This window comes from Bradyrhizobium sp. RD5-C2, assembly GCF_019972155.1.
Taxonomy (GTDB): domain Bacteria; phylum Pseudomonadota; class Alphaproteobacteria; order Rhizobiales; family Xanthobacteraceae; genus Bradyrhizobium.
Genome location: NZ_BOVL01000056.1, coordinates 166,074 through 182,349 on the forward strand (window position 1 = coordinate 166,074; position 16,276 = coordinate 182,349).

At 64.4% G+C, this 16,276-nt stretch carries 20 protein-coding genes and 1 pseudogene; 10 read left to right on the forward strand and 11 right to left on the reverse strand.

The window, feature by feature from the left end; translation table 11 throughout:
• Position 1: 1 nt before the first annotated feature.
• Positions 2–1,399: pseudogene (locus BraRD5C2_RS35440) on the reverse strand (hypothetical protein); the annotation flags it as partial.
• Between the two features lie 182 nt (positions 1,400–1,581).
• On the opposite strand from BraRD5C2_RS35440, the gene cysE reads away from it, so the two are divergent.
• Together cysE and BraRD5C2_RS35450 are read left to right on the forward strand one after the other, a co-directional pair.
• The gene (cysE, locus tag BraRD5C2_RS35445; RefSeq protein WP_097674153.1) at positions 1,582–2,409 is read left to right on the forward strand and encodes a serine O-acetyltransferase; all 828 of its coding nucleotides are present in this window, start codon (positions 1,582–1,584) and stop codon (positions 2,407–2,409) included.
• 138 nt (positions 2,410–2,547) lie between these two features.
• On the forward strand, positions 2,548–2,766 hold the full coding sequence (locus BraRD5C2_RS35450; RefSeq protein ID WP_223976396.1) for a DUF3126 family protein: 219 nt from the start codon (positions 2,548–2,550) through the stop codon (positions 2,764–2,766).
• A gap of 64 nt (positions 2,767–2,830) precedes the next feature.
• Here the strand turns inward: BraRD5C2_RS35450 and BraRD5C2_RS35455 are convergent, their stop codons facing one another.
• Complete coding sequence (locus BraRD5C2_RS35455; RefSeq protein ID WP_223976399.1) at positions 2,831–3,541, reverse strand: hypothetical protein; 711 nt, start codon at positions 3,539–3,541, stop codon at positions 2,831–2,833.
• A 220-nt stretch (positions 3,542–3,761) separates the two neighbouring features.
• Here BraRD5C2_RS35455 and BraRD5C2_RS35460 point away from each other — a divergent pair, with 220 nt between their 5' ends.
• Positions 3,762–4,091, forward strand: coding sequence for a DUF6949 family protein (locus tag BraRD5C2_RS35460; RefSeq protein ID WP_092115175.1), 330 nt, complete (start codon positions 3,762–3,764; stop codon positions 4,089–4,091).
• A 109-nt stretch (positions 4,092–4,200) separates the two neighbouring features.
• Positions 4,201–4,731, forward strand: coding sequence for a gamma carbonic anhydrase family protein (locus BraRD5C2_RS35465; protein WP_092115174.1), 531 nt, complete (start codon positions 4,201–4,203; stop codon positions 4,729–4,731).
• Positions 4,732–4,821: 90 nt separating this feature from the next.
• Here BraRD5C2_RS35465 and BraRD5C2_RS35470 read toward each other — a convergent pair whose 3' ends face one another.
• The gene (locus tag BraRD5C2_RS35470; protein WP_223976402.1) at positions 4,822–5,076 is read right to left on the reverse strand and encodes a hypothetical protein; all 255 of its coding nucleotides are present in this window, start codon (positions 5,074–5,076) and stop codon (positions 4,822–4,824) included.
• 87 nt (positions 5,077–5,163) lie between these two features.
• On the opposite strand from BraRD5C2_RS35470, the gene BraRD5C2_RS35475 reads away from it, so the two are divergent.
• The 3 genes from BraRD5C2_RS35475 (at position 5,164) to BraRD5C2_RS35485 (ending at position 6,472) form a co-directional block, all read left to right on the forward strand.
• Positions 5,164–5,475, forward strand: coding sequence for a hypothetical protein (locus tag BraRD5C2_RS35475; protein WP_223976405.1), 312 nt, complete (start codon positions 5,164–5,166; stop codon positions 5,473–5,475).
• 156 nt (positions 5,476–5,631) lie between these two features.
• The gene (locus BraRD5C2_RS35480) at positions 5,632–6,120 is read left to right on the forward strand and encodes a hypothetical protein (RefSeq protein ID WP_143046630.1); all 489 of its coding nucleotides are present in this window, start codon (positions 5,632–5,634) and stop codon (positions 6,118–6,120) included.
• Positions 6,121–6,322: 202 nt separating this feature from the next.
• Positions 6,323–6,472: a hypothetical protein gene (locus tag BraRD5C2_RS35485; RefSeq protein WP_223976407.1), complete on the forward strand. Its 150-nt coding sequence runs from the start codon at positions 6,323–6,325 to the stop codon at positions 6,470–6,472.
• 397 nt (positions 6,473–6,869) lie between these two features.
• Here BraRD5C2_RS35485 and BraRD5C2_RS35490 read toward each other — a convergent pair whose 3' ends face one another.
• The 3 genes from BraRD5C2_RS35490 to BraRD5C2_RS35500 form a co-directional block, all read right to left on the reverse strand.
• Positions 6,870–7,361, reverse strand: coding sequence for a hypothetical protein (locus tag BraRD5C2_RS35490; RefSeq protein ID WP_223976410.1), 492 nt, complete (start codon positions 7,359–7,361; stop codon positions 6,870–6,872).
• 161 nt (positions 7,362–7,522) lie between these two features.
• Entirely contained in the window at positions 7,523–8,053 is a 531-nt protein-coding gene (fabA, locus tag BraRD5C2_RS35495; protein ID WP_223976412.1) for a bifunctional 3-hydroxydecanoyl-ACP dehydratase/trans-2-decenoyl-ACP isomerase, read from the reverse strand.
• 33 nt (positions 8,054–8,086) lie between these two features.
• Positions 8,087–8,716: a TetR/AcrR family transcriptional regulator gene (locus BraRD5C2_RS35500; protein ID WP_223976414.1), complete on the reverse strand. Its 630-nt coding sequence runs from the start codon at positions 8,714–8,716 to the stop codon at positions 8,087–8,089.
• Positions 8,717–8,817: 101 nt separating this feature from the next.
• Between BraRD5C2_RS35500 and BraRD5C2_RS35505 the strand changes: the two genes are divergently transcribed.
• Positions 8,818–9,228: a hypothetical protein gene (locus BraRD5C2_RS35505; RefSeq protein WP_223976416.1), complete on the forward strand. Its 411-nt coding sequence runs from the start codon at positions 8,818–8,820 to the stop codon at positions 9,226–9,228.
• A gap of 130 nt (positions 9,229–9,358) precedes the next feature.
• Here BraRD5C2_RS35505 and BraRD5C2_RS35510 read toward each other — a convergent pair whose 3' ends face one another.
• From BraRD5C2_RS35510 to BraRD5C2_RS35525, 4 genes are all read right to left on the reverse strand, one after another.
• A complete protein-coding gene (locus tag BraRD5C2_RS35510; RefSeq protein ID WP_223976418.1) occupies positions 9,359–9,973 on the reverse strand; it encodes a transglutaminase-like cysteine peptidase in 615 nt (204 codons plus the stop codon).
• A gap of 332 nt (positions 9,974–10,305) precedes the next feature.
• Complete coding sequence (locus tag BraRD5C2_RS35515) at positions 10,306–10,923, reverse strand: PilZ domain-containing protein (protein WP_028336124.1); 618 nt, start codon at positions 10,921–10,923, stop codon at positions 10,306–10,308.
• A gap of 149 nt (positions 10,924–11,072) precedes the next feature.
• Positions 11,073–12,611 carry an FAD-dependent monooxygenase gene (locus BraRD5C2_RS35520; protein ID WP_223976668.1) on the reverse strand — a complete coding sequence of 513 codons (1,539 nt, stop codon included), beginning with the start codon at positions 12,609–12,611 and terminating at the stop codon, positions 11,073–11,075.
• Between the two features lie 243 nt (positions 12,612–12,854).
• The gene (locus tag BraRD5C2_RS35525; RefSeq protein WP_223976420.1) at positions 12,855–13,808 is read right to left on the reverse strand and encodes an acyl-CoA desaturase; all 954 of its coding nucleotides are present in this window, start codon (positions 13,806–13,808) and stop codon (positions 12,855–12,857) included.
• A 128-nt stretch (positions 13,809–13,936) separates the two neighbouring features.
• Here BraRD5C2_RS35525 and BraRD5C2_RS35530 point away from each other — a divergent pair, with 128 nt between their 5' ends.
• Positions 13,937–14,251, forward strand: a complete 315-nt coding sequence (locus BraRD5C2_RS35530; protein WP_223976422.1) for an MBL fold metallo-hydrolase — start codon at positions 13,937–13,939, stop codon at positions 14,249–14,251.
• A 26-nt stretch (positions 14,252–14,277) separates the two neighbouring features.
• Here BraRD5C2_RS35530 and BraRD5C2_RS35535 read toward each other — a convergent pair whose 3' ends face one another.
• Positions 14,278–14,805, reverse strand: coding sequence for a hypothetical protein (locus BraRD5C2_RS35535; protein WP_223976424.1), 528 nt, complete (start codon positions 14,803–14,805; stop codon positions 14,278–14,280).
• 226 nt (positions 14,806–15,031) lie between these two features.
• On the opposite strand from BraRD5C2_RS35535, the gene BraRD5C2_RS35540 reads away from it, so the two are divergent.
• A complete protein-coding gene (locus BraRD5C2_RS35540; protein WP_223976426.1) occupies positions 15,032–16,183 on the forward strand; it encodes a zinc-binding dehydrogenase in 1,152 nt (383 codons plus the stop codon).
• Positions 16,184–16,276: the final 93 nt, after the last annotated feature.

Below are 16,276 nucleotides of genomic sequence, written 5' to 3' on the forward strand. Positions count from 1 at the left end.
TCTCGGCATCGTCCTTGGCGAAGGCGCGCGCCGCCGCGATCAGCACCACGAAGGTCGCAACCCACACCATGCGCGCGCCGTAGCGGTCGTGCGGACCCGAGATCACGCCGCAGACGACGGCATTGCCGAGCAGAGCGAACGTCACCGTGCCCGCCAGCAGTGTCAGATCGTCGAGCCGCCGCTGCCACAGTCCGCGGCCGAACAGGATCACGACCAGCAGCATCGAGCCGAACGCGACCGGCATGTGGATGCGGTTGATCGTGGTGAAGTCGAGGGCCCATTGTTGTTGCCGCGCGGCGCGCATCGGCGCGACCTGCTTGGGAATATAGCGCCCGATGATGCCGTAGGTGTGCGGGATCCAGCCCGAGGAGCCTTCGCCGGTCGCGACATCCAACAGCTGGTCGGCGGTCGCTTTCAGCGCCGCCTTGGCCTGCCATGTCGGATATTCGGCCAGCGAGCGCGCCACGATGTGGCCCATCTCGTCGTTCAGTCCCTGAAAGCGGCCGAGGGTGTTGAACATGCTGTGACCCCACAGGAAGTCGTCGGCGGTCGGCGGCAGCTCGTCGCGATAGGGGCAGAGCTTCAGGTTCTCCTTGGCGCAATGATCGCGCAGATATTGCGCGACGATGCCATCCTGCAGCATGCGGCCGAAGGCGACGCCATAGCCGCCGGGTGTCCAGGCAAGCTGTCCCGACAGCGCAAAGTTCGCCGCCAGCAGCATCACGGCGCCGGTGACGATGGTCAGGCTGCCCTGCACGAGCCCCGCGACCGGGACGCGGCGGCCGAGCCATGGACGCAGCATCCAGCCGATGCAGCACAGGCCGAGCAGCACCGCGAGCGTCGCGCTATGCGTGGCAGCGGAAAACGCGACAAATCCAAACAGCACCGCCTTCTCCAGGGTCGAGATCCTGTCGCCGTGCAGGATGAGGACGTAGAGCGCGAGCACCGCAAGGCCGGCGAAGATGTCGGTCAGCAGCATGCTGGCGAGCCAGGGCAGGGCGGTGGTTGCGATCAGCGCAAGGCTGATCGCAATCAGCCGGACCGGCCGGGCGAGCTCGAGCATGCGCAGGGTCAGCTGCAGGATCCACAGCGTCGCCAGGGTCTGGATCCCGAGGTTGAGCCAGAAGCCCGATGTCTCACCGACGTGCAGGTAGATGCCGAACACCGTGGACCGGCTTGGCACCAGATAGCCCTCGTACCAGCGCGCCAGATAGCCGCCGGTATCCCATTGGAGCAGCGGATAGCCGTTCCAGAAGGCAGGCGCGAGCAGCAGGAGGGGAATGGCAATGGTGGCGATCCAGACCGACCGTGCATCGGTCAGGCGCCCTCGTAACGTCTGGGTATTGATGGTATTTCCCCCCCCCCTTTTTATTGGGGCCGACCATGCCCAAAACCACACTCGGTACGAAATCCGCCAATAGTTGCAGAAGCACGGCTTGATTTCGGCAAAATCCCGACCAACTCCCCTAGACGTCGGCCCGGGGCCGTTCGGCTGGGGTTTACCGTACCGAGCCTTCCCGGGACGCGCTGGGGTCACCGTGCTATAACGCACATCAGAACAACCGAATTGCGAGAGCAGCTATGGCAGTTCATCAGGTCAATCCGCAGGGGAGCAAGCTGGCGGCGCTCGATCCGATCTGGGATCGAATCCGCGGCGAGGCGGAAGACATCCTGCGGCGCGAGCCGGAGCTCGCATCCTTCATCTATGCGACCGTGCTGCATCATGAGCGCCTGGAAGATTCCGTGGTCCATCGCATTGCCGAGCGGCTCGATCACGCCGCGCTGTCGGGCGACCTGATCCGCCAGACCTTTGGCGAGGCATTGCGCGATGAGCCCGATATCGGCAACGCCTTCCGCGCCGATCTCGTCGCCGTCTATGACCGCGATCCCGCGACCTCGCGCTTCATCGATCCCTTGCTCTACTTCAAGGGCTTCCACGCGCTGCAGACCCATCGTCTCGCGCACTGGCTCTATCAGAAGGGTCGCAAGGATTTTGCCTTCTACCTGCAGAGCCGCTCGTCGGCGGTGTTCCAGACCGACATCAATCCGGCGGCCAGGATCGGCCGCGGCATCTTCCTCGACCATGCCACCGGTTTCGTCTGCGGCGAGACCGCCGTCATCGACGACGATGTCTCGATCCTGCATGGCGTCACGCTCGGCGGCACCGGCAAGGAGAACGAGGATCGCCATCCGAAGATCCGCCACGGCGTGCTGATCGGCGCCGGCGCCAAGATCCTCGGCAATATCGAGATCGGTCATTGCGCGCGCATCGCGGCGGGCTCCGTCGTGGTCAAGCCCGTGCCGCACAACGTCACGGTTGCGGGCGTGCCGGCGAAAATCGTCGGCGAGGCCGGCTGTGCCGAGCCGTCGCGCACCATGGACCAGATGCTCAACGCGATCGGGCTTTGATTTCATTCGCTTTCTGATCGGTACCGCGCTTTAGCCTGTGCGCAACATCACGTCGCCAAAGCCTGAAAAGGCTCTGGCGATCTTTGCCGTCTCGTCCTAAAACTCCCCCGAAAATCATCGACCCGATTGGAGACGGCTGTGGACGTACAGGAAGTCAGGAAGCTCGACGCGTATCTCAAACGCGTGTTCAGCAATCCCAAGATCCGCGTGGTGCCGCGGCCCAAGAAGGACGACTCGGCCGAGGTCTATATCGGCGAGGAGTTCATCGGCGTGCTGTTCGTCGACGACGAGGACGATGATCGCTCGTTCCAGTTCCAGATGGCCATCCTGGAAGAAGATCTGGGCGACCAGGGCTGAACAGCCTAAGGCCGTCATTGCGAGGAGCCCGCGGAGCGCGCGTCGCTCCGGCGCAATGACGGCGTTACCCCTTCGCGCTATGCATCTGCGCGGAGAGGCGGTTCATCGCGGTGGCGATGTCGCGCCATTGCGCCAGCCAGCTGCGCGGAAAGCGGAAGGTCAGGTCGGCGCCCTCGATGCGCTGCTCACTCAGGCACATGCCGGGCGTCGACGTGTCGCGCGTGCAGCGCGCGATCAGCTGCGGCTCGGTCGCGGTGAACAGGTCCTCGCCGCCGTAGGGCGTGCCGTCGCGGAACGCGCGTGCCGTCAGGCCGTCATCGGAATTCGCCCGCTCGTCGAGATAGCGCGGATAGATCGTGCGCAGCCGCATGTCCGGCGCGAGTGAATCGTGGTGTGCCGCAATCGACACGAAGATCCTGTCGATCGGCTGCACCTTGTCCTCGACGGTCTCGGCGCTGTAGTGCTTCGGCGCGGCAGGCGCCTCCAGCGACGGATAGAGGAAGCTCAGATCGACGCGCTCCTGCGGCCCGGAATGGCGCTGGATCTTCATGCGCACCGCCATGGTCGGCACGTTGAACAGCGTGCCGCCGACGCTCACCGGCAGCCGCGACGGATCGCTGGGCGGCACGGTCGTATAGGTCGGCCACAACAGATAGGCGACGAGGGCAATCGCACCGGCCGCGATGACCGCCGAGGCGATGATCGGAACGAGATGCGCGCGCGGATTGCGGCGGGTGTCGCGGGCGAGATGCTGGGCAGTCGAGAGTAGCGTCATGAGCGAGGCAAACAGCAGACCGGGAGTGGCCGAATCACCTTCCGAATATGCCACGTGACGCGGAATTTCCGTACGAATCCAATGGAATCCCGCAGCGATTGGTCATGCGCAAACGCCGCGCCTGGTGTCCTCGGTTAACCTTTCCTTAAGGATGATGTGGCGGCCCACCGCCAATTCTGCGAAGCAGGTGTGAGTGGCCTGTTGCGTAGCGGAAGTCCCGATGTCGCCCGATACCTTGAATTCCCTGTTCTCGCTCTTCATTGGCTTCGCGCTCGCCGGCGCATTGGCCAGCGGTTATCAGGCGATGGCGGAGCGTCCGGCCGGCTTCGGCCTGCTGCAGGAGGGCGTGGCGCCAAGGACCTTCGCCGCGGTCCCGTTTCTCGTCTTCGCCGCACCGTTCATCATCATGCGCAACACGCTGCGCGGTGCGCGCATCGAGCGCCGCCGCTTCGAGTTCGTGATGATGGCAACCGTCATCTCCGGCTTCTGGAGCCTGATGTCGGGCACCTTCTTTGTGATGACGCTGCGCGCTGCCGGCGTGATCGGGTGATCCGATCTTGATCCGCGCCGGATCCTGATCCGTGTCCGGATCATGAGCGTGCTTGCTTGAAACCACGTCGTCCGCTGTGCCAAGGTCACCTTAATCCAAGGAGACCTTCATGGCGATCTACGAACTCGACGGGCAGGGGCCCGATCTTCCCGCCGACGGCAGCTACTTCATCGCGGACAACGCCGTTGTGATCGGCAAGGTGCGCCTCAAATCCGCGGCGAGCGTCTGGTTCGGCGCCGTGCTGCGCGGCGACAATGAGTGGATCGAGATCGGCGAAGGCTCCAACGTCCAGGACAATTCGACCCTGCATGTCGATCCCGGCTTTCCCCTGACCATCGGCAACAACGTCACGATCGGCCACAACGCGATCGTGCACGGCTGCACGCTGGAAGACGGCGTGCTGATCGGGATGGGATCGATCGTGATGAACGGCGCGCGCATCCGGCGCGGCAGCGTCGTCGGCGCCGGCTCCGTCATCACCGAGGGCAAGGAGTTTCCGGAAAACTCCTTGATCATCGGCGCGCCCGCGCGCGTGGTGCGCACGCTGGACGCCGCGCAAGCGGAGGCATTGTCGCGGCCGGCGAAGTCCTATGCGATCAGGGGCCCGCAGTACAAAGCCGGGCTGAAGAAGATCGGCTAAAGCATGATCCGGAAAAGTGCGAAGCGGTTTTCCCTGCGACAAACGCGAAGCGTTTGCGCGGAGATCATGCTTAGACAAGAACGCTAGTTTTCAGCGCTTCCGGCCCTGCTTGCGTGCGCCCTTCGGTGTTGCGGCGCTTGGCTTGGCTGCTTGCTGCAGTCCTGCTGTCTCCTGAAGTCTTGCGCTCCTGCGCAGCGCATCCTTCAGGTCGATCGGAATACCGTGCTTCTTGAGGAGGTCGGCGAAGGCCTCGTCCGCGAGCTCCTGTAGCGTCGCCATCCGGTCGCGCCCAAGCTGCTTCAGCTTGTCGGCAGTATCGTCGTCAAACTCGATCAGCTTGCGCAAATTGCATTGCTCCCAAACTGTATTGCCCCAACGCCTGTGGGAACCGGCGTTTTGCGGACCCGTTGATGTCCGCAAGGGAGAATTGCCATGCGCAAATTATCCGTCACCGCCGCGTTCGCGACAATCGCCATTCTGCTGGCGCCCACCGTTACCGTCGCCCAAGGTACTGGAAGCGGCACCGGGATCGGCAGCCCCTCGTCAGCCAGCCCGACATCGCCGCAAGTCGCGTCACCGCCGCCCGGCACCAACAGCGCCGGCACGGCGCAATCTGCCGGCCGGCTGAACACCAGTGAGGGCGTCACCACCGGCGCGGCGTCGAGCGAAAGCTTCGACAAGGCGATCGCCGACGAGAACAGGACGGTCGACCGCCGGGTCAACGGCATCTGCCGCGGCTGCTAACATTTGGCGGCCGCGCCTTTGATGAACGCGGGTCGCGCAGATGTGAGCGTGACATGAGCGCGCGGCTGAAGCCGCGGTCCTACATTGAGTTAGCATGCGCGGGACGCGGCGGAGGAGGCTTGCAAAGAAAAGCCTTGGACAGAGGAGTGACGGGTGATGTTGCGTAAAACGATGATTGCCTTGCTGGCGACGGCCACGGTCGGCCTGTTCACGGTCGATGCCGCGTCGGCGGCGGGCGGTTTCCACGGTGGCGGCGGCTTTCACGGCGGTGGTGGCTTCCACGGTGGTGGTGGCTTTGGCGGCTTCCACGGTGGTGGCGGCGCTTTCCGCGCCATGGGCGCGGGCGGTGGCTTCCGGTCGGCTGCGATCGGCGGCGGTTGGCACGGTGGAGGCTGGCACGGCGGAGGCTGGCATCGGCGCGGCTGGGGCTATCCGTTCGCGGCGGCCGCGATCGGCTTCGGCCTGGGCTACGGCGCCTACGATTACTATGACGGCTACTACGGCAACCCGTACTACGCCGGTTACGGCTACGATGACGGGTATGGCTACGGCTATGGATATGGTGACGGCGGCTGCTACGTCGTGCGCCGTCGCATGCTGACGCCCTATGGCTGGCAGGTCCGGCCCGTGCAGGTTTGCAACTAAGACATCTGCTGACGCATGGCCGCTCCATTGGATCGCCATGCCGATGATGTTGGAATGATCGGCGCGGCCTCGGTGTTTTGATGCCGGGGCCGTCGCGCATTGGTATGCGGCTTGCACTGCATCGCAGCAGTCTGTGCGTGAACGCGTCGCGAAAACAAACGGTCCGGCTGCGATTGGAGCCGGGCCTCAGAGGATATCAGAGATGCTGACCATTCCTGATCTGACGTTGCTGTTCATGGTCGTTGTTTCGGGCCTCGCCATCGCATTCGTCTACATGCTCCACGAGCTCGAGCCGAGGCTTGCACGGCTGCGGCAGCGGGGCGAGCGCGTCTTGCGTGACCGCATCAGGTAGACGGCAACGCGGATCGCTGCGGCTTCAGCCGTAGAGACATTGCGCGTGCGGAGCTGTCGCTCAGCACGGCGCGTTTTCGGGGTGCGCAATTCAGAGACGGGGAATTCACGGCCCCAAAAGAACAAGGCCGTCGACGTAGTATACCGTCAACGACCTTGCCAGCCCCGGATATTGAAATCGGCTCACGCCATCCGGTGTTTAAGGATGACTCGGATTCGAAGTCGGATATGTGAACCAGTTCACAAAGTCCGGATTAATTCACGGTAACGGGCACTCTTGCGAGGCTGCTGTCGGCAGGCCTGGAGCTGGAAGTTCCACCTTAGGTCCTGATGTTGCTCGGGATTTGGCGCTTTTTGATGGCCGGGCCGGTGACAGGGCGCTCGGCCGTCATCAATCCTCAACCGCGCGATCTGTGGCGCTTCCGGTTGGCGCTCCGGGTGGCCTTCGACCGCTTGCGCGGCTCGGGCTCGGCGGCCGGCTCGTTGGCCTGCGCGCTCGCCAGCGACTGGCGCAGGCCCTCGACCTGTACGGTCAGTGCGGCGACCTGGTCGGACAGCTTCTTGGCGTCGGCCTGCTGCGCGGCAAACTGCTTGCGCATGCTTAGCAGCTGGTCCTGCACTTCCTGCAACTGGTCGATGGATTCCTGCTGGGTCACCTCCATGCCCTTGGTCTTTTCCACCAGGGCCTCGGAGACCTGCGCGGTCCGCGCCTGCAACTGACGGGCGGCGACCATCCGGTCAGTTTCCGGCACGTTGCCGCTGAAGCTGCGCCACAGCGCGATCGAGCCGATCCCGAACAGCACGAGCACCAGTGCCACGGCGCCGATCGCGATCGGCTGCACGCCGATCAGGCTGCTGGCTTGTGCATTCCGGGGGGCAAGTTCGACCATGCGACCAGAACCGGACATCAATTGAAAGGTTCCGAATAGCACAACCTCGGCGCGGGCAAAACCCCCGGGGATTCAAGCAGGTGGCGAGGGGAGTGCAAAACTCGCCGCAAATTCCGGAGGCTTCTGCCTCAAAACGGGACTGTCCGGCGCGCGTCCGTGGTTCAGCCCGTCGGCGCGATCAGGCCGACCCTCATGTCCTTCGCCAGATAGACGCAAGCGCCGTCGGCCAGCACGCGGCCGTCGGCGATGCCCAGCACCAGCCGGCCGCGCCTGACCTGACGCATGTCGATCTCGTAGCGCACGAGCCTGACGTCCGGCGTGATGTGGCCCCTGAACTTGACCTCGCCGGACCCGAGCGCGCGGCCTTTGCCCGGCGAGCCCGACCAGCCGAGCCAGAAGCCGATGATCTGCCACATCGCGTCGAGCCCGAGGCAGCCGGGCATCACGGGGTCGCCGGCAAAGTGGCAGGCGAAGAACCAATGGTCCGGCGCAACGTCCAGTTCGGCGGCGACCCGGCCCTTGCCGAAGGCGCCGCCGTCGATGCCGATGTCGGTGATGCGATCCATCATCAGCATCGGTGGTGCCGGCAGCTGCGCATTGCCGGGGCCGAAATAGCCGCCCGCGCTCGAGCGAAGCAGATCTCCTCTCGTGTAGGACGATTGCGGTGTGTGAAAATCATGCGGGTTGAACAAGATGGCCACCGACCTTGGGGTTATGGTTGAACGTTAGGAGCGGCTGCGCCGCGTGGCTTTTGGCTTCACCGGCGGGGACTTGGCAGGCAGGCGCAGCGCCGCGGCCATGAACGCCCAGACGTCGCCGGTCAGCCTTGCCGGATCCGGCCGCCGGTCGGCCGTGAGCGCGCCGATCAGTGCCTGGCGGATGCCGCCGATCATCAGCGCGATGGCGAGGTGAGGGTCGAGGTTGCCGGGTACGATCCCGTCGCGCTGAGCGGCCTCGATCATTCGTGCCCCGGCTGCCAGCTGGCGGCTGGTGAAGGCGGTCTCGACATCAAGCACTTCGGGCGCCCGGCTCAGCGGTCCGATCACCAGCGGCGCAAACGGGTGCTCATAGTGAAACGCGACATAGGCGCCGATCCGCGCCTTCTCCCGGTCCGCCCAGTTGCTGGCGGACAGCTTGGCGCCGCCGAATGCGGCCTCATCGAGATGTTCATAGAAGTCTTCGACCACGGCGGCGATCAGGCCGGCCTTCGATCCGAAGTGGTGATAGGCGAGCCCGACCGAGACTTGGGCCCGTCTCGCGACGGCCTGCATCTCGATATGCCCTTGGCCTTCGATCAGCTCCTCTTGGGCTGCCGAGAGCAGTCTCTCCCGTGTCCCCTGGCTCGTTGCGCTCATCGTCGGTTCATTGTTTGAATTGAATTCAATTCAAGCCGGCGGATGCTAGGATGTCAAGCCTGGGCGCCGAATGGCCGAGCGTGCCGGTGCGGGGCTAGCGAATGGCGTTTGCGATCAAGACCGGGATCTCCGAACCGCGGGCGAATGCGTTCATCTTCACTGCGCAGAAGACCATGTACGGCGGCAAGCTGATCGCGGCCGGCGACATCGTGTTCGTGTTCGCGAGCGAGAACGAGGGCGGCAACGGCCTGATCGCCCGCGCGGTGGTGACCTCAGCCGAACCGGTGCCGCGCAAGCCTGACATCGCCAGGCAGACGCCGCGGGTCAGTATCGCGGTCAGGCGCGTTGCGTTGGCGAAGCGGCCGCTGGGACGCGACGAGCTCAAGCGCTTCAAGGATTGGGACGACGGCCGGCCAGAGACCGAGCTCAACTTCAAGTTCTATCGCCAGGCCACCAATAAGATCGTCGGCATCATGGACGAGACGGCGGCGTTCCTCGATCGGTTCTTCTGATCGGCCACAGCCGTGTCCCCGCAAAAAGTTGCGGCCAGCCTTTGGGGGAAGGCTGGCCGCGCGCGAACCGGTCTGGGACGGGGAGGGGTGGGGATGTGACCGGGTCGCGAACTCGATTCCTTGTTGCCGCTCAGCGCGAGCTTGCGGTTGAAACTGCCGGGCGGTTGTCACCGAGCGAGACCCACACATTGGGATCGCTCTGCGATTGCCGCTTGACGAAGCGGTAGCCGGTCTCCGTCCAGGCGACGATGCTCTCGTTCTGGTTATCGAGCACGAACTCGCCCTTGTCGGTCTTCACCGTCAGCACCGCGTGGCCTTCGCCCTTCTTGTCGCGCACCACCGTGATCAGCAGCGCCTCGCGCGGCCAGCCGGCATCCATCAGCATCTTACGCTTCAGGAGCACGTAGTCCTCGCAGTCGCCGTAACCGTCAGTCGGCAACGACCATTTCTCGATCACGCCCCAATGATCCATGTCGGTCATCGGCTTGATGGATTCGTTGACCCACTTGTTGACCCGCACGAGGTCGCGCCAAGCGGTCTGCGACAACACGATGTCGCGTGGTTGCGTCTTGCCGCCGCGGCACTCGGCGGGATTGTCGGTGCAGAATTCGACCCAGCCGATCGGCGAGCGCGCAACGTCACCCAGGCTGGCGTAGACCACGTCGCCGGCCTTGGCCGACACGCACGTCGCAAACAGAATGGCGGCAACCGCCAAACCTTTCCCCTGTCCCCTGAACCCAAACATCGTGGCCCCCGTTCTTCTTGTTGGGACCACGTTTCGCACAAAGCTTTTGCGCCGCCGCTAAGTGCGTGAAGTAGATTTGACGCGAATACTGGTAAAAGCTGCGGCGAATTCGATCTTTACTTGAATCGAATTCTCGTAAAATTTGAAACAACTGCAATTGATTCAAATTTTATCTATTAACGCGGCAAGCGCTGCGCCTGCACGGTTTGTTGCCTCAAACGCTCCGGCCGTTAACCGCCGATTTCACGGCGCCAAACGCCGCGAAGGCGGCCACCGGTGCACCGGAGGCCGCCTTCGCGGGCTGAGAACGGGGTCTTGAGCGGTTTTCCGCTTTACCTGGCGGTAACGCTCTCTTCGAGCGTTTCCGCAGACTGCTCGTGGACGAACTCGAGCGCGAAGCCTTCCTCGAGATTTCGCACCACGCGGGCCTGCACCCGGCCGAGCATCACCAGCGACTTCAGCGGCGGGCGGTTCTCGGCGGCAATGGCGGCACCGGACAAGGAAAGGTCGATGATGCGGCAGGTCATCCGCGTGCCGTCTTCCTGGGTGAGCAGGGCGATCGGGTTGCGCGGCACGATACGGTCGTGGCGGCGATCCTCGGGCAGATTGAGGATGTCGCGGTTGGCGAGCCAGGTGAGCTGGGCGGCGAGCTTGTCGCGCTTGCGCGCGGTCGCGCCGATCGTCATCGCAAAGCCGTTGTCGATGATGCGGGTGATGCGGCCCTCGACCCGGCCGATATGGTCGAGATAGGCGATCACGCGGTCGCCGACATTGCCGATGCCGGGTGCCAGCAAGGCGAGGCCGCCCGGGGACATGTTGATAATCTGACAGGGAAACTCGCGCCGGTCGGGCAGCATGTAGCGGCCGAGCAGGTGCACCTTGACGCGCTGGAAGCGCCGCCGCTCCTCGGCAACGGGGACGACGGTAGTTTTCTTCTGTGCAAACGACATCACAACAAACCCGACCACCGTCCATCCGGAGCCCCGACGACCCTAAGGCTGATAGGGTTAACGGGGCGTTACGGTTGTGAAAGGGAACCCGGACACGGTGCGAGAGCGATGAGCGAAGCTCACGTGCGCCGTACCTGGGGACGATAGGCTCATTCAGATGCCGCGTCAGGTTCTCCGAACCATCGCGCTGCGGCTTGAGCAGCCTCCTCCCGATCCGGTTCGATGTCTGTGGCCCAACCCACAAACCCGTCGGGACGCACCAGCACCGCGCACAAACCCAGCCGATCCCCGGCATCGCTTGCGACATAGTTGAACCGCCCGCGCCAGCGATCGGCCAGCGCGCGCAGGGGAGAGCTCGGCGCGAAGTCGAGCAGCAGGCCGCGCCCGTCTCTGAGCAGTTCGCCGAGCCGCATCCCGCAGGCGAGCTCGAAGTCGGGTGCGCTGCGACCCACCAGCGGATGGCCGCCGCCAAGATCGTAGCGCAGCGAAACGCCCCAGACGCGCTCGGCAAAATACGTCGCGCCGTCCTCCGTCGCGATCAGGTCGCGAATGATGGCTTCGAGCGCGCGTGAGCTTCGGCTCGGCCGCATCAGCGCGACCTGGGCGCGCGACCAGTCCAGGATCTGCGCACCCACCGGATGCCGTTCACTGCAATAGCTGTCGAGCAGATTCGTCGGCGCGTCGCCGCGGATCGTGGCCGCGAGCTTCCAGCCGAGATTCATCGCATCGCCAAGCCCGAGGTTGAGCCCCTGGCCGCCGAGCGGGGAATGGATGTGCGCGGCGTCGCCGGCGAGCAGCACGCGTCCGTTCCGGTAAGCCGTCGCCTGACAGGCGCGATCCGTCCAGGTGGTAGCAAGCTGGAGGGCTGTCAGTGTGACGTCTGTACCGGAGACGCGGCGCAACACCGTCTGCACATGCTCGCGCGTGACCTCTTGGGTGCGGTGGAAGGCGCCGCCGTCGAAGTCGACCATCGCGATGGTGCCGGGACGCGCATACGTGTACATGCCCGTCGGCGTGTAGTGGCGGCCGGGGCGGAGCTCGTTCGGATCAGCGATCTCGACCTCGACCGAATAGCCGGTGAACTCGGGATCGGTGCCGACAAACTCAAAGCCGCCCGCCTTGCGCACAATGCTGCGGCCGCCGTCGCAACCGACCAGCCAGCGTCCATGAACCGTCTCGCCGCCGGCGCGAACGGTGACGCCGTCATTCGACTGATCGAACGCCTCGACGCCCGCGCCGCGCCTGATCTCGACGCCGCTCGCGATCGCGCGCGCGGCGAGTGCGGCTTCGAGCGCCTCCATGTCGACCGCCATGCTGGTGCCGGCCGGACCCGGCAGGCGATACGACCATTTCGACGTGTCGATATCGTCGTGATAAAACTGGATGCCGGCGAAATGGCCGGCCGGGCGGCGCGGCTGCTGCATCCAATGCGTGCCGTTCGACGCGTCATCCTTCGTACGCTGCAGCGCCGCGATGTCGTCCAGCATCCCGCGACGATAGAGGGCCTCGATGGTGGGCGCCGAGAGGCCGCGCATCCCGAACGGCAGCCGTTTCAACGGCGAGCGCGGGTCCGCGGCCTGCTCGAGCACCAGGACTGAGAGCTTTGCGAGCCGCAACTCGCAGGCAAGCAGCAGGCCGACCGGGCCGGCGCCGGCGATCACGACATCATGGGGGAGGGGGTGGTGCATGAACTGCTCCTTTGTCGATGTTCGACCGGAGCGGTTCGTCGGGTTGAGAACCACACGGACGAACAATGGACGCTTCGACAGCGTCCGGTGTTCGTCGTGGGGATCTCGTGCACGAGGCAGTAGACCAGAGCTTTCGCTTCGTTTGCGAAAGGACTTGGGCTTACCAAACCGAGTCTGCCTTTTCCGACACCGGCGATATAGCCGCGTCGCGGCAGATCCGCAATGGCGATCTGTGCGTGCGGGTTATGGGAACAACGCACGGCCGCCGTGTGCGGCCGCATCGGCATTATCGGGACCGTCGACGCGGCGCGAGCCGGGGCGCGGTGCAAGATTGTCCGGCGTCTTGATGTTGCTGGCGAGGCCTGCGGCCTCGAAGGCCTTGATCAGCCACCAGCCGAGATCGATCTGACCCGGCAACAGCCCAAGCTTGGCGGAGCCCGGATAGGCGTGGTGATTGTTGTGCCAGCTCTCGCCCATGCTAATCAGCCCGGCGATGCCGACATTGTAGCCCTGGGCGGCAACGCCTTCGATGACCCAGGTCTGTCCGCCCTTGCGATGCGAGTAATGACCGATCAGCCAGTGGCCGGTGACGCAGACGGCGACCCGGACGCAGATGCCCCAGACCAGCCAGCTCCACGAGCCGATGGCAAAAAACAGGATCGCCCAGGGCAATTGTTGCCACATCCAGGTGCGCTCGACGAAGGCATAGAAGCGGTCATCGGCAAGCCGCGGTTCGAGCCGGAAGACCGGCGGGTGCTTCAGCACGAGTGTGCAGTGCAATTGCCACCAGGCATCGCGCCAGAAGCCGGCGGCGTGGCGGGAGTAGGCGTGGCACGCCGCCTGGCGTTGCGCCCAATCGCGGAAATCGTGCAGCCGCACCATGCCGTAGGGGCCGGCCATCCCGACCAGCGCGCCGAGATAGATGCAGAGTCGTTCGAGCCACAGCGGGCAGTCGAAACTCGCATGGATCAGGCGGCGATGCATGCCGACCGAATGGCCGAAGCACAGCGTGATCGCGCTGGTCACGATGAACAGCGCGAATGCGCTCCACGAGAACAGTAGCGGTCCGAACACGATCGCGACCGCGGTCATGCCGCCGACCCACAACGACTTCGCCGGCGCCCATTGCACGCGCCCGTCCAGCGGGTCGGTGCTGTCGTCCGCGAAGATGCGTTCGGACCCGGGTTGCAGCTTCATTCCGTAACCTGAAATTGTACCACAGGTTTGGATGGAGTGGCCATTGCTGTCAATCCGCCACGCGCCTCCGTCATGTCGCAGTCCGCATTGGCGTCCCCGGCCGCCTCACCTAGCCTGTCGTGGCTTGGATGCTCATTCACGAGGTCGCGGTGATCGATCCCGACCTGTTCAAAGCCTACCCGAATTATCGGGCGATCGAGAACCATCACACCTCGCCCGAAGAGGCCGGCAAGATCTTCGCCCAGGCCAAGCCGAAGCTTGCGGTCTACTCGCACATCGTGTTCGCGAGCCAGCCGCCGACGCAGGATGTGCCGGAGGACGCGCTGCTGAAGCGGACGCGCACGACCTATCAGGGACCGCTGGTGATCGGGCACGACCTGATGTCGTTCGTGATCTCGGACAAGGTCGAGGACTTTGCGCCCGACGGGACCGCGATGAAGTGACGATCCGTGCGAGGCCGCGCGGCGGGTTACTTGGCTTCGGCGTCCATGGCCGGCTCGGCCGGCGCCGCCGGTGGTTCAATAGTCACGGCCTTCAGCACCTTTCGTTTCGCCGCGCGGATCTCGAGTTGCAACGGCGGCTGATAGGACCCGGCCGGCGGCTCGAACGTGAAGGCATGGTGTCCGTCGCCCTTGTTGAGCTTGAGCAGATCGTTGCGAAACTGATCGGCAACGATTTCGCCGACAAGGTTACCGTTGAAGTAGATATCAATCGGTACCCTCTTGTCGGGGTGCTGGTTGTACAGGGCCCAGCCGGCAATCCGCTTTTCGTTGAAGACGTCGACATGGCCGGTGATCTCGCCATACAGGCTCTCGATGCCGGCCTCGATCACCTCGAGGTCGCTCTCGTAGATCGATCGCGTCACATCGAAACTGAAATTCGCCGTATCGACACACTGCTTGAGCAGGTTCTGTCGATGCGCCTTCATTCGTTGCAGCGTGTCCAGCTCGCCCAACTTGACGTACATGCCGACGATACCTTCGATACCAGGATTCATGCTGTCGTTCCCCGCAATGCTACAAGCCTATTGGCCCTCAGTTGCGTTCACAATCAACGGTTCTTTGTTTACGGAAAAATACTCCGGTCAAGACTTGAAGCGCGTCGTCCCGCCAGGGCCTGTCATGAAGGCCTTCATGACAGGCGTTCATGACATCCCGATCGTCGTGGCCTAAAGTCGGTGCGGCCGAACCCGGCCCAATGACAAGGACAGGGAGAGCGAACCGATGGAGCAGATCCGCGTCTGCACGCATGACGGACCTGGAGCCAAGCCCGTAATCCGGACGGTGCCATGGCCGGATGTCGGCAAAAAGGCGGCCTTGATCAAGGTCGGCGCCTGCGGTGTTTGCGGAACCGATCTGCACATCCTGAAGGGACACTGGCCGAAGCCACTGCCATGGCCGTTCACGCTCGGCCACGAGCTCGGCGGCGTGATAGTCGAATGCGGCCCGGAGTTCACCGAAGACTTCATGAGCAAGCCGCTGCGGGTGGGATCGAAGGTGATGATCCCGCCCCTGATGCCGTGCGGCCGCTGCTATTACTGCATCCATTATCCCGCGAGCGCCAACAAGTGCCTGACGCCGGTGTATTACGGCCGCTATCTCGGCTTCGACAAGGCGCCGCACATGTGGGGCGGCTGGGCCGAATATGTCTATGTCGATCTCGACATGCTGCCCGGCACCAAGATCTACAAATTGCCTGACGACATGTCGCTGCGGCTCGGCGCGCTCTCGGAGCCGCTGACCTCCTGCATCCGCGCCTTCAACCGCGCCACCCGTGCCGGCGGCTTCAGCTGGGGTGACACGGTGGTGATCCAGGGCTCCGGGCCGATCGGCATCCTCGCGGTCGCGGCCGCGCAGGAGATGGGAGCAGGGCGCGTGATCTGCGTCGGCGCGCCGGAGACGCCGCGGCTGGCGCTGGCGCGCAAGTTCGGCGCCGAGGCGACCGTCGATATCGAGCAGCTCAAGACGCCGGAGGAGCGCATCAAGGCGGTGCGCGACATCGTGGGCGGCTTCGGCGCCGATCTCGTGATGGACTGCTCGGGCCACCCGACCGCCGGCCCCGAGGGCATCGAGATGCTGCGCGACGGCGGCACCTATGTCGAGATGGGGCAGTTCACCGATGCCGGCTCGATCGATACGTCGTGGCACCGCATCTGCACCAAGGACCTCAACGTGCTCGGCTCCTGGGGCTTTACCGGCAACGACCTGCCGCTCGGCGTCGACATGCTCTACCGCACGCGCAACAAATACCCCTGGCTCGACATGCAGACGATCTATCCGTTCACCGAGGACGGCGTCGCGCAGGCGGTCGCGGACGCGATGGCGATGAAGACGGTGAAGTCGACCATCGTGCCTTGGCCGGAGCTGGTCGGGTGATGCAGGAAATGGAAGCATCGCTATTCCTGTTGCAGTGCCCTCAAGAATGCCTGCCGGGGATGGCCGTGATATCGCTCGCCGGGACGACGGTGC